At 62.0% G+C, this 13,818-nt stretch carries 15 protein-coding genes; 8 read left to right on the top strand and 7 right to left on the bottom strand.

What is annotated here, in order from left to right; all coding sequences use genetic code 11:
• Nucleotides 1–90: 90 nt before the first annotated feature.
• A complete protein-coding gene (locus ASC80_RS05075; RefSeq protein WP_056295631.1) occupies nucleotides 91–972 on the bottom strand; it encodes a cell envelope integrity EipB family protein in 882 nt (293 codons plus the stop codon).
• Nucleotides 973–1,174: 202 nt separating this feature from the next.
• Between ASC80_RS05075 and dmeF the strand changes: the two genes are divergently transcribed.
• The 6 genes from dmeF to ASC80_RS05045 all read left to right on the top strand — a co-directional run bounded on the left by dmeF (nucleotide 1,175) and on the right by ASC80_RS05045 (nucleotide 6,566).
• Nucleotides 1,175–2,155: a CDF family Co(II)/Ni(II) efflux transporter DmeF gene (gene dmeF, locus ASC80_RS05070; RefSeq protein ID WP_056293447.1), complete on the top strand. Its 981-nt coding sequence runs from the start codon at nucleotides 1,175–1,177 to the stop codon at nucleotides 2,153–2,155.
• Between the two features lie 93 nt (nucleotides 2,156–2,248).
• Nucleotides 2,249–2,716, top strand: coding sequence for a RidA family protein (locus ASC80_RS05065; RefSeq protein WP_056293446.1), 468 nt, complete (start codon nucleotides 2,249–2,251; stop codon nucleotides 2,714–2,716).
• A gap of 5 nt (nucleotides 2,717–2,721) precedes the next feature.
• The gene (locus ASC80_RS05060; RefSeq protein WP_056293443.1) at nucleotides 2,722–3,477 is read left to right on the top strand and encodes a glycerophosphodiester phosphodiesterase; all 756 of its coding nucleotides are present in this window, start codon (nucleotides 2,722–2,724) and stop codon (nucleotides 3,475–3,477) included.
• A 107-nt stretch (nucleotides 3,478–3,584) separates the two neighbouring features.
• Nucleotides 3,585–4,820 (top strand): GNAT family N-acetyltransferase, encoded by a 1,236-nt coding sequence (locus tag ASC80_RS05055; RefSeq protein ID WP_056293442.1) that lies wholly within the window; start codon nucleotides 3,585–3,587, stop codon nucleotides 4,818–4,820.
• 165 nt (nucleotides 4,821–4,985) lie between these two features.
• Nucleotides 4,986–6,077, top strand: coding sequence for an FUSC family protein (locus ASC80_RS05050; RefSeq protein ID WP_056293441.1), 1,092 nt, complete (start codon nucleotides 4,986–4,988; stop codon nucleotides 6,075–6,077).
• Nucleotides 6,078–6,140: 63 nt separating this feature from the next.
• Nucleotides 6,141–6,566, top strand: coding sequence for an HIT family protein (locus ASC80_RS05045; RefSeq protein WP_056293438.1), 426 nt, complete (start codon nucleotides 6,141–6,143; stop codon nucleotides 6,564–6,566).
• 1 nt (nucleotide 6,567) lies between these two features.
• Here ASC80_RS05045 and ASC80_RS05040 read toward each other — a convergent pair whose 3' ends face one another.
• The 4 genes from ASC80_RS05040 to ASC80_RS05025 all read right to left on the bottom strand — a co-directional run bounded on the left by ASC80_RS05040 (nucleotide 6,568) and on the right by ASC80_RS05025 (nucleotide 9,436).
• Nucleotides 6,568–6,912, bottom strand: a complete 345-nt coding sequence (locus ASC80_RS05040) for an AzlD domain-containing protein (RefSeq protein ID WP_056295628.1) — start codon at nucleotides 6,910–6,912, stop codon at nucleotides 6,568–6,570.
• The gene (locus ASC80_RS05035; RefSeq protein ID WP_056293435.1) at nucleotides 6,909–7,649 is read right to left on the bottom strand and encodes an AzlC family ABC transporter permease; all 741 of its coding nucleotides are present in this window, start codon (nucleotides 7,647–7,649) and stop codon (nucleotides 6,909–6,911) included. The genes ASC80_RS05040 and ASC80_RS05035 overlap by 4 nt, the downstream gene beginning before the upstream one ends.
• A gap of 146 nt (nucleotides 7,650–7,795) precedes the next feature.
• A complete protein-coding gene (locus tag ASC80_RS05030) occupies nucleotides 7,796–8,419 on the bottom strand; it encodes a class I SAM-dependent methyltransferase (RefSeq protein WP_056293432.1) in 624 nt (207 codons plus the stop codon).
• 69 nt (nucleotides 8,420–8,488) lie between these two features.
• On the bottom strand, nucleotides 8,489–9,436 hold the full coding sequence (locus tag ASC80_RS05025) for a lytic transglycosylase domain-containing protein (protein WP_082512407.1): 948 nt from the start codon (nucleotides 9,434–9,436) through the stop codon (nucleotides 8,489–8,491).
• Between the two features lie 166 nt (nucleotides 9,437–9,602).
• Between ASC80_RS05025 and ASC80_RS05020 the strand changes: the two genes are divergently transcribed.
• Both ASC80_RS05020 and ASC80_RS05015 read left to right on the top strand, forming a co-directional pair.
• Complete coding sequence (locus ASC80_RS05020; RefSeq protein WP_056293429.1) at nucleotides 9,603–10,070, top strand: PilZ domain-containing protein; 468 nt, start codon at nucleotides 9,603–9,605, stop codon at nucleotides 10,068–10,070.
• Between the two features lie 71 nt (nucleotides 10,071–10,141).
• A complete protein-coding gene (locus ASC80_RS05015) occupies nucleotides 10,142–10,561 on the top strand; it encodes an MFS transporter (protein ID WP_156464261.1) in 420 nt (139 codons plus the stop codon).
• A gap of 56 nt (nucleotides 10,562–10,617) precedes the next feature.
• Here the strand turns inward: ASC80_RS05015 and clpA are convergent, their stop codons facing one another.
• Together clpA and clpS are read right to left on the bottom strand one after the other, a co-directional pair.
• The gene (gene clpA / locus ASC80_RS05010; RefSeq protein ID WP_056293423.1) at nucleotides 10,618–13,011 is read right to left on the bottom strand and encodes an ATP-dependent Clp protease ATP-binding subunit ClpA; all 2,394 of its coding nucleotides are present in this window, start codon (nucleotides 13,009–13,011) and stop codon (nucleotides 10,618–10,620) included.
• A 195-nt stretch (nucleotides 13,012–13,206) separates the two neighbouring features.
• Nucleotides 13,207–13,539, bottom strand: coding sequence for an ATP-dependent Clp protease adapter ClpS (clpS, locus tag ASC80_RS05005; protein WP_056293421.1), 333 nt, complete (start codon nucleotides 13,537–13,539; stop codon nucleotides 13,207–13,209).
• Nucleotides 13,540–13,818: the final 279 nt, after the last annotated feature.

Genomic DNA, 13,818 nt, shown 5'->3' with positions numbered 1-13,818 from the left:
TTGCGCGCGTCTCGAAGGATGAGGCAGGAAAATCACAGCTTCATGGTTCGAGGCGATGCTTCGCGCCTTCTCACCATGAGGCGTATGTCCCTACTTACAGGGCTTGCTTTCCTTGATGTCGAGTTCGCCCATGTCGCCGGCGATGACGAAATCGTTGTAATCGAGCGCCAGCGCACGCGATACGCCATCTTCGTACAGTTCAAACGACATCGCATAGACGGGCGTCTGCTCGCCGGCGTCCTGTTTCGCCGCACGATCGTAGTAACTCACGGTGACCGGCCAGCGCGTCAGCGATTTCAATTGGCCGTTCCTGGTTGACGCATCGGGCGTGGCCGGGGCCTTGTCGCCCGGAATCGGCTGTCCGATCACCGTCAGCGTGTTGTAGACCTTCTCGCCGCCGTCCGAACCATCGTAGATGACGAGTTCGAGAATCGTCTTCCCAGCCTTCGCGGCTTCGATAATCCGCTTCACCTGCTCGGTCGGAAACACGACATCCTTGCCAAGGTTGAAGGTCTTGGCGACCGGCCGCTTCAGCTTGACGACGACACCGTCGCTCGACCGCTCAGCGACCCCATCCACTTCGGTGGAATCGGCATCGTTCATCCGGCTTTCGATGTTGAAGCGATAGCTCTTGCCCGCGCCATCTTCCCAGCTGGTCGAGCGCAGATCGCTCAGAGTGGTCTTGTTCTCCCCGCTTTGAAGCTCCGACACCTGACGGAATTCCGTGGTGTAGCCTTCGCAAGTGCTGCCGGCGAACTTGTAGAGAATCCGTCCGCGCACGGCGTTGACGCCACCGGCATTGCCGCGCGCCTTTTTCAGACTGAGATCATAGACCGCTTGATGCGCCAGAAACGGAACACCGGTTGCGGCATTCGCGGCATATGCGCTCGTCGCCACCGACAGCGCCATCGCAGCCAAAGCCGGGCGCAGCAGGAAGGGGCGAAGCCGTGACACCTGACGCGGAAAACGCATACGATCTCCTTGGATGAGCGAATCGAACATACTGATAGCAAAATGGCGCCGCAACGGGCGGATCATGAAATCCGGCAGCAGATTGGCCCGCCAATTTGGTCTTTTTAGCGGCTCTGACCGGCCGTTTCCTCCCTCAAGACCTCGACGGCAAGATCCGATATACTAAGTATACTGGCCTTCCGTTCTGATCTTTAGGTGACACATGCATTCACATTCGCTCGACAACTGGACGCATGACCACGTCTTCCTTGGCGTGCAACATGCGCGCAACGAACGCCGGACATGGCTCGTCGTCGGGCTGACTGTCGGCATGATGTTCGCTGAAATCATCGGCGGCACGATCTTTGGCTCGATGGCGCTGCTCGCCGATGGCTGGCATATGTCCACTCACGCGATGGCGCTCGGAATCGCGGCCGTGACCTATCGATATGCCCGGCGACACGCCCATGATTCCCGCTTCGTATTCGGCACCGGCAAGCTCGGTGAATTAGCGGCCTTCACCAGCACCGTGATTTTAGCGATGATTTCGCTGGGCATCGCTTACGAAAGCTTCGTCCGTTTCGCCAAACCTGTTCCGATCGCCTATGGCGAGGCCATCGCAATCGCTGCGGTCGGCCTTGCAGTCAATGTGGCATCGGCATGGTTGCTCCGGGACGACCATGATCATCACCATCACCACCACGATGAGGATCATCACGACCATTCGCATGGCCACGCCCATCATCATGCCCACGACAACAATCTGCGCGCGGCCTATGTCCATGTTCTCGCGGACGCGGCAACATCCGTGCTCGCCATCGTGGCATTGCTGTTGGCCCGGTCGTACGGCTGGCTGTGGATCGATCCGCTGGTCGGTGTGATCGGCAGCATCGTGATCGCGAGTTGGGCTTATGGGCTGATGAAGAGCGCGGGCGCGGTGCTGATCGATGCCATGCCCGACCGCCGCATTGCCGATGACATCCGTCGTCGTATCGAAGTCGAGGGTGACCGAATCTGCGATCTTCACGTGTGGCGGGTGGGCCCGGGCCATCAGTCCGCGATCATCTCGATCATCACCCACGACCCGCGGGCGCCATCATTCTACAAGGATCGCTTGTCGGAAATTGCCAGCCTGAGCCATGTCACAGTCGAGGTGACGACGTGTGAAGGCGACCATTCCGATTTGGAAGTTGCCCACGCCTGAGTTCGCCGATCCAACCCACTTCGCTTGCAGGAACGGCTGCGATAGGCGACATAGGCATGGCACGAGATCAGTTCACGCATTGGGGAGACGGACATGGCAGGAACGGTTGAACAGAAACTTGCGGCGCTGGGCATCACCCTCGAAGCGCCCAGAACGCCGGTGGCAAATTATGTGGGCTTCGTCCGCACCGGTAATCTGCTGTTCGTCTCCGGCCAGGTCTGCGCCACGTCCGACGGCAAACTGATCGCTAGAGGCAAGCTGGGCGCCGGCGTTACCCTCGAACAAGGCGTCGCCGCGGCGCGCGGTTGTGCCGTCAACCTGCTGACGCAGGTCAAGGCCGCGCTCGGCGATCTCGACAAGGTCGCGCGCGTTGTGCGGCTCAGCGGGTTCGTCAACTCAACGCCCGATTTCCTCGATGGACCGAAGGTGCTCAATGGCGCATCCGACCTGATGGTCAACGTGTTCGGCGACAAGGGCCGTCACGCCCGCACCACCGTCGGTGTCGCGGTACTGCCGTCCGATGCCGCGGTCGAAGTCGAAGGCATCTTCGAGGTCGCTTAAATCCCATGCCGTCTCGCGCACCGGGCTGGCTGACCGCGCGGCCGGTCGCACACCGCGGCCTGCATGACCGTACGCGCGGCATCGTCGAAAACATGCCGTCGGCGATCACCGCTGCCATCGCCGGCAACTTCGCCATCGAGGTCGACATTCAATTGTCTGCCGATGGCGAGGCGATGGTCCATCACGACTATGCGCTCGGCCGCCTGACCGAAGGCGACAGCGAGTTGCTCAATCTCACCGCGACACAGCTCAAGCAGGTCGTGTTCAAGGATACACCCGAGCGCATGATGACGCTCGGCGATCTCTGCGATTTGACCGCCGGCCGTGTACCGCTGGTGATCGAGGTCAAAAGCCGCTTCGTCGGCGATCGCAAACTGGTGATGCGCATGGCAGAAGTTCTCGCGGCCTATCGCGGACCCACGGCAGCGATGTCGTTCGATCCAGATCAGGTACTGGCTATTCGCGAGCAGGCTCCCCGTGTGCTCCGCGGAATCGTCGCCGAACAGCATTACGATCGGGGCGAATGGACACGTTTGCCGCTGACCAAGACACGCGAGATGAGCGGCTTGCGTCATGCCTTCCGGACCCGGCCGCATTTCGTCAGTTACCGGGTGGACGACCTGCCCGCCCTCGCCCCGTGGATCGCGCGTAATATCTTCGGCTGCGCGTTGTTGACCTGGACCGTGCGCACGCCGGAACAACGCGCCCGCACCGCCCGCTATGCCGATCAGATGACTTTCGAAGGCTTTGTTCCCGGATAACGTTCGCACGGCGTCTTGAAGTGACACCCTCGGACAACGATCTATAGGATTGATCCAGCCTGAAAATCCCGGCCTGAAAACGCCAAGTCCAGGTTCATTGTCATCTGATGGATTCTTCCGACATTACACTCGAGGCAGTTCCGTCGATCGGTCACATTCCGGCGGACGACTGGAATGCCTGCGCCCATCCGAAACAGGATGCCGCCAGCCTCGACCTGTTCGACACGTTGTCGGATGCGGATTCGCACGGCGGCTGCAAACCCGCATATAACCCGTTCATTTCCCACGCTTTTTTCTCGGCGTTGGAGGAATCAGGTTCCGCCACGGCGCGGACCGGCTGGGGGCCGCGGCATCTGGTGGCACGGCTCGACGGCAGCATCGTCGGCATCGTCCCTTGCTATATGAAGAGCCACTCGCAAGGCGAATACGTGTTCGATCACGGCTGGGCCGATGCGTTCGAGCGCGCCGGCGGCAGCTACTATCCGAAGCTGCAGGCCACAGTACCATTCACGCCCGCTACCGGGCCGCGGCTGCTGATCCGCGACGGCGTCGATACCCAGCGCGTCGCCGATGCGCTGGCAGGCGGCCTGATCGGCCTGTGCGATGCCGTGAACGCCTCCTCCGTTCATGTCACCTTCGCGCGCGAGGCGGAAACCCGCTTTCTTGCCGAACGCGGCTTCCTGCTGCGCACCGACCGGCAATTCCACTGGCGAAACGAAGGCTATGCAACGTTCGAGGATTTTCTCGGCACACTGGTGTCGCGCCATCGCAAGGCAATCCGCCGCGAGCGCCGCGATGCGCTCGCCGAGGGCATCACCGTCCATGCCCTGACCGGAAACGACATCACCGAAGATGCCTGGGACGCGTTCTTCGAGTTCTACATGGAGACCGGTTCACGCAAATGGGGGCGGCCCTATCTGAACCGCAAGTTCTTCGCGCAGATCGGTGAGACGATGGCGCAGGACGTTCTGCTGGTGATGGCGAAGCGCAATGGCCGATGGATCGCCGGTGCGATCAACTTCATCGGCTCCGACACATTGTTCGGCCGCAATTGGGGAGCGATCGAGCACCATCCCTTCCTGCATTTCGAAGTCTGCTACTATCAGGCAATCGAGTTCGCCATCGCGCGCGGGCTGAAGACCGTCGAGGCCGGGGCCCAGGGCGAGCACAAGATTGCTCGCGGCTATCTGCCTCAGACCACCTGCTCGGCGCACTACATCGCCAACCCGTCGCTACGCCGCGCTGTCAGCGACTACCTCAAGAACGAGCGGACTTACGTGCAGGAATCCGTGGAAGACCTGACCGAAGCGGGACCGTTCCGCAAGACGAACAAAGACGGCTGATCGCGGACGCCCCACCCCTCGACGCGCCATCTTGCTTCACATCGTGCAACCGATTGCACATCGTTTTGGACCGGCCAGCACGAGATTGCATTGTCCCGTTACCCCGACCCGCCTAGGCTTGCCGGTCTGGGAGCCAGCAGGCCAAACGAAATCGCGGGACAGAGCGTGGCATCGATCAAAAGCTGGATGGACGATTTTCTGACCCGCCGCGCCGCCGCGCTGCGCCAGACCTTTCGTGTCACGATCGCGACGGCTGCTGCTTACGCTGCCTACAAGGCTCTCGATCTTCAGCAAGGCTACTGGGCCGTCTTCACAGTCCTGATTGTGATTCAGGCCTCGATCGGCGGGACACTGGGAGCGGCGGCGGACCGGATGATCGGTACGCTCGCGGGCGCCCTGCTGGGCGGGTTCGCTGCCGCCTTTCATTCGGGCACCGCACTCGGTCAAGGCACCGCGCTCCTCGTCGTCACGGCGCTCGCCGTGCTGGGTGCGGCCGTCTATCCCCAGTTGAGAATCGCACCGGTCACCGCAGCGATCATGCTGCTCAGCCAGCCGCCGGGTGTGCCGGTCGAGAATTTCGTCGTCGATCGCGTCATCGAAATCGCACTGGGCGGCCTGATCGGCGTGCTGGCGACGGTTTTCATCCTGCCTGCCCGCTCGCACGAGATCGTCGTCGAACGCTCTGTCGCGGTCCTTCGGCGCATCCAGGGCCTGCTGCTGTCGGAAGCGGAAGCACTGACGCGCGGCGAAGCCCTCGCGCCGTCGTCCGAGCATCCTGCCCTGCGTCAGGCGCTCGCCAATGTCGAACAGGCCATGAAGGAGGCCGATCGCGAGCGGGCATCGCGCCTCGCCGACCACGCCATCCCGCCATCGATTCCGCGGACCTTATGGCGAATCCGTAACGACCTCGTTCTCGTCGGGAGCGCACTCGGCACACTCTTTCCAGAGACCATCGCGGCAACGCTCTCGCCGGCAGCGGCCACCCTGCTCCAGTCGGAGGCCGCGCTGGCCGCTCGGTGCATCACAGGACTGAGCAGTAAAAACTCCGTCCCGCGCGACAATGTCGAGGAGAGCTACCTTGCCTTCACCCAGGCCTTCCATGAATTGCGCCGTACCGGCGCGATCCGCCCGCTCGATTTCGAGGAAGCGGGCCGGGTGTTCGGATTTGCCTTTGCACTCGAACGGCTCCATCGCGATTTCAACGATCTCGCCGACCGCATCGACGAAATCGCGACCGGCAAGCCGGACAGCACATGATGTGGCCGCTTGACGCGGTCAATCCACGCGGCGATGGTACGCCGCTGAATTTTGGGATCGATCATGACCGCTTACGACAATCAAAACATCTTTGCGAAAATCCTGCGCGGCGAACTGCCCTGTTACAAGGTCTATGAGGACGACCATACGCTGGCATTTCTCGACATTATGCCGCGCTCTCCCGGCCACACGCTGGTGATCCCGAAGGCGCCGGCCCGCAACATCATCGACATCAAACCGGACGATCTCGCCCATGTCGCGCGGGTGTCGCAAAAGATCGCGCTGGCAGCGATGACGGCATTCAAGGCCGAAGGCGTCATGATCGCGCAATTCAGCGAACCCGCTGCCGGCCAGGAGGTCTATCACCTGCACATGCACGTGATGCCGCGCAACGAAGGCGTCGCGTTGCTGCCGCCGGCGACGCGGAAGGAAGACCCCAAGGTGCTGGAAGAGCACACCGCGCGAATGATCGCGGCGCTGAAATCCTAAATCAGGTCATCAGCCAGGTACCGGCGAGCACGAAAATCTCGCCGCACACCACGCCCGCGAACACCGATTTGCGGGCGGCGAAATAGCCGACGATGCCGACGAGCACCGAACTGTAGCGAATGACGTCCGGCACACTCGCCAGCGCGCCCGGCGGCACGATCAGGATCTGTGCGATCACCCCGGCCAGAATGGCGGTGGCGACGGCCCGGACCCAGACCAACACTTCCGAATTCTCCTCGATGCCGCCCCCGATGACGAGGCCGAGCAGACGCCATATCTCGTTGGGCAGGAAGCCTGCCACCAGCAGGATCACGAACGGATACCAGCCGCCGATGAGGTCGCTCATTTGCGCCTCGCCCATCGGTTCAAGCCATAAGCGATGGTGCCGGCCGAAACACCGCTGACCAGAATATCGACACCGGTGTGCATGTAGGTCGAGACCAGCGGGTAAAACGCCAGCCCGAGGATCAGCGCCGCCCGGTCGGCTATATCGCGGCCATTGCGCATCGTGGACAGCAGAAACACGAGCGGGGTCAGCGACAGGATGCCGGCGGCAAAGATCGTCGGCAACTTGGCGGCCAGGCCGAAACCGAACGCCGTGGCAATCGCGCACAGCGCGACAAAACCAGTCCCGAGACCATTGGCGAAGGCGATGCGTTTTTCGCGTGGCACCAGCGGCAAGAGCCGTACGCTCTCCACCCAGAAAGTGACGGCGGTGAAATGCGCAGGCAGCGCGAGCTGATACATTTTAGTCTGCCGCGTCCGCAGCATCGGCAGCACGACCACCACCATCGGCAACAGCCGGATTGCGGTGAGCGTCACCGCCAACGCGGACTCAACCAGACTGGCGCCGGCGTGAGACGTCGAAATCAGGATGATTTGCGCGGGACCGGCCCAGATCAACACGCTGCTGACCAGAGCCCATGTGAGGCTGAATCCGGTATCGTGCGCAAATGCGCCGATACCGATAAATGTCATGAACAACACCAGGCCGAGAACCGACGACACAGCCGACCGCAGGCCCTCGAAAAATGTCCGGGACGAACTCTGCCATGTTGGGGAATCGAGGGCGGGCAGCGTCAAGCCAAATCACTCGGTGGTTGCGAGGTATCGTGGACCTTCACGTCGTCGAAACCGTTCGACCGGTCAAGGGAACAAAGGGTGACAGAACCCTCGCCGCACGAAGGTCTGACCTGCATGCGACGAGCACAGCCAATGCACCCATCTGCTCATGGGCGGAGGCGGAAGGTGCTGAACTGAAATCGCTGTGTCGTCCCCCACGGCGTGACGTGCTCACGGCGGCGGCTGTCTACAAATGAGAAACTATCACCCAATATGGAAGCGAGGCTGTTCTCGTCATGCCGTGCCACGGGCAAACCGCTGCATTTTTCGGGCCCATCCATTGCAAACGTTCCTATGACGGCGAAACCGCCCGGGCGCAGCCCACGCCGAAGACGGTCTGCGTAAGCCGATTGATCCGCTGTCTCCGTCAGGAAATGAAAGGCCGCGCGATCATGCCAGACGTCGTAGAGGCGCTCGGGCTCCCAGGTCGTTACGTCGGCTGCAATCCAGTTGACGGTATCGCCTCGGGGACCGAGACGCGCCCGCGCAATGGCAAGTGCCGCCTCGGAAAGATCGAGCACCGTCAGATCGCGATAACCGTCGCTGACAAGCCTATCGACCAATCGCGACGCGCCGCCTCCGATATCGATGATCGCAGACCGGTTTGTAGCATTGGCGAGCGCCAGGAGTTCGAGCGACGGGACGGGATCCTTCTGAAACCAGCTGACACTGTCCTCCTTCTTGGAGGTGTAAACGCCTTGCCAATGCGCCTTGCGGGTTGCGCTATCCATGAACTCAAGCCTGTCAGAAAGATAAACCGGGATACTACACAAATCATGGGCGATGCCGAAACAGACTGGTCAACCGCGAATGCCGCGATTGCGCAACACGATGCAGGCTGCGCCCGTACGGTGAATTTTCGCGCACAGATCGTCCGCCGCGGCGCGGGTGTCGGCGCCGATCCTGACCTGACAAAACGCCCGGGTGCCACGGCTGCGCAGCACCGAACTGAGAAGATTGGGATCGCGATCGCCGACGACCCCGCTGAGCCGCTTCATCGCCCGTGCATACATCGCCAGCGCCTTGTCGCGGGAGAACCCGGCCGCGAGCTGCACGCCCCACGGGCTGGCGGTGCCGAGCTTCACGCGCTGTTCGAGACCGGCGATGAATGGATTCGGTGCACGCGTCAGCAACGCCATCAATTCGCGACAGCCGGATGGCTTGTCACGCGGCTTCACGGCATCGCCCCTCCCCGCCGACGCCCAGTCATCCACCGATGTTCCGGTGATGGCGTAGACATAGTTGCGGGTCTCCGCGGGCATGTAACCGGTACCGGCAATCCATTCCTGGACCCGGCGCGGACCTGAATTATAGGCCGCCGCCGCCAGACCCAGATTGCCGAACTGTGTTCGCAGCTCGGCAAGAAACTCGGCGGACTTCGGAAGGGCCTGAACCGGATCGAACGGATCGAGCAGACGCCGCTCACTGGCCGTGCCCGGCATAAACTGTGCGACACCCTGCGCGCGCTCGCCGCTGCGCGTCACCGGCCCGACCGCGTCCGGCTGGAAGCGGCTCTCCTGCCAGATCACACGGGCGAAGAACTCGAGTGGCAGGCCATGCGCCGACGCCGCAGATTCGATCATCAGGCACATCGCCTCGCGCGCAGCGGCATCGCTGGACCCTGCGGGCCTGTTGGTGGCAGCAGCGCTGTCATGAGGGGCCGGCGCAGCATCCTCGGCGACAGCAGCGCTCGCCACCACCAGCACGGCGCACAGGCTCGCGACGAATCGCAAAATCGCAGGTGGCATGGAAGCCCATCTGTCGGAAATGCCGGATTTGAGCTGAAATGGCGCCGTTACCGGTCATTTCAAGGCACGCGTGCGTTAACTTTGATGGCAATCGCAATCCACCTTTGTCTTACGTCCCCCGACCGCCACGGTATGATGAACAATTCGTAAACAGAGCATTGGAAACATGATCGAGCGGCGGAAAACCCGGAGGGGGCGCGTGCTCTACGGAGCAGCAGTCGACTTCAACGAGCGGCAATCGGTTTTCGATTGCATCGTCCGCAATTATTCGAAGGACGGCGCACGCATTTCATTTCCAGACGGCACATCGTTGCCGGACGCCCTCAACCTCACCATCCGTCATCGCGGCGAAACGATTTCAGCGAAGACCGTGTGGCGGAGCCATGATCAAGCCGGTCTCGCCTTCGCGCGCGACAGCGAGACCGGCAAGGTGGTCGACTTCGCTACGCGCCGCAAAGCGATCCGACGAAAAGTGGAAGGTTTTATCACCGACGACACCGCCGGCATCGGTCTTGATTCCCTGCTCGTCATTGCCGCCGGCGGCCTTGTTGCGGCGGGCATCGGTCACGTCGCCGGTCAGGCGATCGAAGAAAAATTCGACGTCATCACCGAGACGCTGAAACATCTCGGCTGACGTCGGCCGCTGGAGAATTTCGGGTTTCCCATGACGTTGAAGCCGGCAGCATCGCTGCCGGCTTTTTTGTTATGCCTACATGCGCCATGCTGGTCGGCGGCACCGGTTGCATGGGCGGCGGACTGCTGTTGCTCGCGGCAGCCGCCACCGCCTCCCCGAACCTGTGGTTCGTTCAGGCCTCACTGGTCGTCATCGGTGCCGGCCTCGGTCTCAACACCGCGCCGGTGAATGCGGTTGCTGTGGCGGCGGTCGGCCCGGCGCGCTCGGGAACGGCCTCTGGTCTGATCAACACCACGCGCATGGTCGGCGCCACCATGGGCATCGCCGTTCTCGGCGCGATCTATGCGAGCCACGCCGGAGGCGGAATGCAGGACGGCATGCTGAGCGGGCTGCGTCTCGCCTATGTCGGCGGCGCGGCAGCGGAACTGACCGGAGCTGCCATCGCGCTGCTGTTCACCCGCCGCGACTCGATGGTGCTCAAGACAGGCTGACGTCGAAGCATGCGCGCAAACGAAAAGGCCGGGAGGTGATCCCGGCCTTCTGTTTGTTACACCTTGACGAGCGGCACCTTGGTCGGCCCCTTTGGGCCGTCTCCGCCCTTCGGCTTGCGCGGAGCGCGCTTGCGCGCGCCGGGCAGCTTCTCCGGCTTCGGCGTGACCGGGCCTTCGACAAATTCGAAGCCGATCTTGTCGAGCCCCTGCTCGTCCTTGTTGACGACGACGCGGACATGCCCGCCGCCCTTGAGCTTGCCGAACAGGACCTCGTCCGCCAGAGGCTTCTTGATGTACTCTTGAATGACGCGCGCCATCGGCCGGGCGCCCATCTGTTCGTCGTAACCTTCCTTCACCAGCCACGCCTTGGCGGGTTCGGAGAGTTCGATGGTGACGTCGCGGTCTCCGAGTTGCGCCTCGAGCTGCAACACGAACTTTTCGACGACCATGCCGATCACATCCGCATTGAGATGCGCGAACGAAACGATGGCGTCGAGACGGTTGCGGAACTCCGGCGCGAACTGGCGGTTGATCGCCTCGCTGTCGTCGCCTTCCCGCTTGGTGCGCGTGAAGCCGAACGCCTGACGCGCCAGATCGGCGGCGCCCGCATTGGTCGTCATGATCAGGATGACGTTGCGGAAGTTGACCTGCTTGCCGTTGTGGTCGGTCAGCTTGCCGTGATCCATGATCTGCAACAGCACGTTGTAGAGATCCGGATGTGCCTTCTCGATTTCGTCGAGCAGCACGACGCAATGCGGATGCTGGTCGACGCCGTCGGTCAGCAAACCGCCCTGATCGAAGCCGACATAGCCCGGAGGCGCGCCGATCAGGCGCGACACCGTGTGCCGCTCCATATACTCTGACATGTCGAAGCGGATCAGTTCGACGCCCAGCGACGCCGCGAGCTGCTTCGCCACTTCGGTCTTGCCGACGCCGGTGGGGCCCGAGAACAGATACGAGCCGATCGGCTTCTCCGGTTCGCGCAGGCCGGCGCGCGCCAGCTTGATCGACGCCGACAACGCCTCGATGGCCTTGTCCTGCCCGAACACCGTGCGCTTGAGGGTCTGCTCGAGATGCTTGAGCACCTCGGCATCGTCCTTCGACACGCTCTTGGGTGGAATCCGCGCCATGGTCGCGATCGTGGTCTCGATTTCCTTGATGCCGATGGTCTTCTTGCGCTTGTTCTCCGGCACGAGCATCTGCGCAGCGCCCGACTCGTCGATCACGTCGATCGCCTTGTCCGGCAGCTTGCGGTCGTGGATGTAGCGCGCCGACAGGTTCACCGCCGCCTCGATGGCGTCGTTGGTGTACTTCAGCTTGTGATAATCCTCGAAATACGGCTTGAGGCCTTTGAGGATGCCGATCGCATCCGCCACCGACGGCTCGTTGACGTCGATCTTCTGGAACCGGCGCACCAGCGCGCGATCCTTCTCGAAGTGCTGGCGATATTCCTTGTAGGTGGTCGAGCCCATGCAGCGGATGCCGCCCGAGGCCAAAGCCGGCTTCAGCAGGTTGGATGCATCCATCGCGCCACCGGATGTCGCGCCGGCGCCGATCACGGTGTGAATCTCGTCGATGAACAGGATCGCATTGGGATGCGCCTCCAGTTCCTTGATGACCTGCTTCAGCCGCTCTTCGAAATCGCCGCGATAGCGCGTGCCGGCCAGCAGCGTTCCCATGTCGAGCGAGAACACGGTGGCCGCGGACAGCACCTCGGGCACCTCGCTGTCGACGATGCGCTTGGCGAGCCCTTCGGCGATCGCGGTCTTGCCGACGCCGGCCTCACCGACGAACAGCGGGTTGTTCTTCTGGCGGCGGCACAGCACCTGGATCGCGCGGTTGATTTCGGCGTTGCGGCCGATCACCGGGTCGATCTTGCCATCGCGCGCCTTCTTGTTGAGGTTGACGCAATAGGTCTCAAGCGCCTCGCCCTTCTTCTTGGAATCATCGCCGGTCTTGGCATCGGCCTCTTCGTCCACGCCGCGTACCGGACGCGCCTCGGACACGCCGGGGCGCTTGGCAATGCCGTGGCTGATGTAGTTGACCGCGTCATAGCGCGTCATGTCCTGCTCCTGCAGGAAGTACGCCGCATGGCTCTCGCGCTCCGCGAAAATCGCGATCAGCACGTTGGCGCCAGTGACCTCCTCGCGGCCGGACGACTGCACGTGAATCACTGCGCGCTGCACGACGCGCTGAAATCCTGCCGTTGGCTTGGCATCGTCGGAACCGTCCGCGACCAGATTCTCGAATTCGGTCTCGAGATAGTTGGTGAGGCTGGCGCGTAGCTTGTCGAGGTCGACGCTGCAGGCGCGCATCACCGCGGCCGCGTCGGAATCGTCGATCAGCGACAGCAGCAGATGCTCAAGCGTCGCATATTGATGATGGCGCTCGTTCGCGATCGCCAGCGCGCGGTGCAGGGATTGTTCAAGGCTTTGAGAAAAAGTCGGCATTCGCTTCCTTTGTGGCCCCCGCCAGCTTCACGTCACTTGTTCGTTCGCTACGTATCCGATGGACGTATCTGTTGGTCGCTCAAGTCCATTGCAAGGTTTGATTGCGGGCCAATTTTCCGGTCGGCCAGTTCCGGACCTATTAACCTCAATTCCGCAGAGGGCATCCCGGTTCCAGGGTCTTATCCTGACCAAATGCTACTTCTTTTCCATCACGCATTGCAAAGGATGTTGATGCTTGCGCGCAAAATCCATCACCTGCGTCACTTTGGTCTCGGCGATCTCGTATGTGAACACGCCGCACTCACCGATCCCGTGGTGATGAACATGCAACATGATCTTGGTCGCAGCTTCAACGTCCTTCTGGAAGAACTTCTCCAAAACGTGGACGACGAATTCCATCGGCGTGTAGTCATCGTTCAGGATCAATACGCGGTACAGACTCGGCCGCCGTGTTTTCGGCTTGGTTTTGGTGATGACCGAAGTGGTCGGCCCCACCGGACCGCCGGTGCGATCATCGTCCTTGCCCATACGGCTCGACGCGGTAGCGGCACGAAAGGTCGTTGCCGACGTTTCCGGCGGCTGAAGGTGTGGAGGCAGGTGCAGCATGGCTCGCGCGTTCGAAATCCCCGGGGACTGCAGCCACAACCAACCCTGGATAGCCGTGCGTCCCGCCTGCTGAATATGGGTTCGGTTTATGACTGCCGCAAGCATGGCAAATTGCCCCTGAAAAGCGCTGGTCGGATGTCGGGATCGCGTTCCACCAGACCTATTCCGGTTAACAAACGCTGCGTAATTCGATGAAATTGC

The organism is Afipia sp. Root123D2, assembly GCF_001425835.1.
In the GTDB taxonomy this organism is placed as follows: Bacteria; Pseudomonadota; Alphaproteobacteria; order Rhizobiales; family Xanthobacteraceae; genus Afipia.
This window is presented reverse-complemented; position numbering and strand designations above follow the sequence as displayed.

What these genes read in the sequence shown, in the direction of transcription:
- ASC80_RS05060 (WP_056293443.1), top strand. Translation starts at nt 2,722, where the DNA reads ATGCCGTCTCGCGCACCGGGCTGGCTGACCGCGCGGCCGGTCGCACAC.
- ASC80_RS05030 (WP_056293432.1), bottom strand. Translation starts at nt 8,419, where the DNA reads ATGGATAGCGCAACCCGCAAGGCGCATTGGCAAGGCGTTTACACCTCC.
- clpA (WP_056293423.1), bottom strand. Translation starts at nt 13,011, where the DNA reads ATGCCGACTTTTTCTCAAAGCCTTGAACAATCCCTGCACCGCGCGCTG.
- ASC80_RS05020 (WP_056293429.1), top strand. Translation starts at nt 9,603, where the DNA reads ATGATCGAGCGGCGGAAAACCCGGAGGGGGCGCGTGCTCTACGGAGCA.
- ASC80_RS05015 (WP_156464261.1), top strand. Translation starts at nt 10,142, where the DNA reads ATGCCTACATGCGCCATGCTGGTCGGCGGCACCGGTTGCATGGGCGGC.
- ASC80_RS05045 (WP_056293438.1), top strand. Translation starts at nt 6,141, where the DNA reads ATGACCGCTTACGACAATCAAAACATCTTTGCGAAAATCCTGCGCGGC.
- ASC80_RS05055 (WP_056293442.1), top strand. Translation starts at nt 3,585, where the DNA reads ATGGATTCTTCCGACATTACACTCGAGGCAGTTCCGTCGATCGGTCAC.
- clpS (WP_056293421.1), bottom strand. Translation starts at nt 13,539, where the DNA reads ATGGGCAAGGACGATGATCGCACCGGCGGTCCGGTGGGGCCGACCACT.
- ASC80_RS05025 (WP_082512407.1), bottom strand. Translation starts at nt 9,436, where the DNA reads ATGCCACCTGCGATTTTGCGATTCGTCGCGAGCCTGTGCGCCGTGCTG.
- ASC80_RS05065 (WP_056293446.1), top strand. Translation starts at nt 2,249, where the DNA reads ATGGCAGGAACGGTTGAACAGAAACTTGCGGCGCTGGGCATCACCCTC.
- ASC80_RS05040 (WP_056295628.1), bottom strand. Translation starts at nt 6,912, where the DNA reads ATGAGCGACCTCATCGGCGGCTGGTATCCGTTCGTGATCCTGCTGGTG.
- ASC80_RS05075 (WP_056295631.1), bottom strand. Translation starts at nt 972, where the DNA reads ATGCGTTTTCCGCGTCAGGTGTCACGGCTTCGCCCCTTCCTGCTGCGC.
- dmeF (WP_056293447.1), top strand. Translation starts at nt 1,175, where the DNA reads ATGCATTCACATTCGCTCGACAACTGGACGCATGACCACGTCTTCCTT.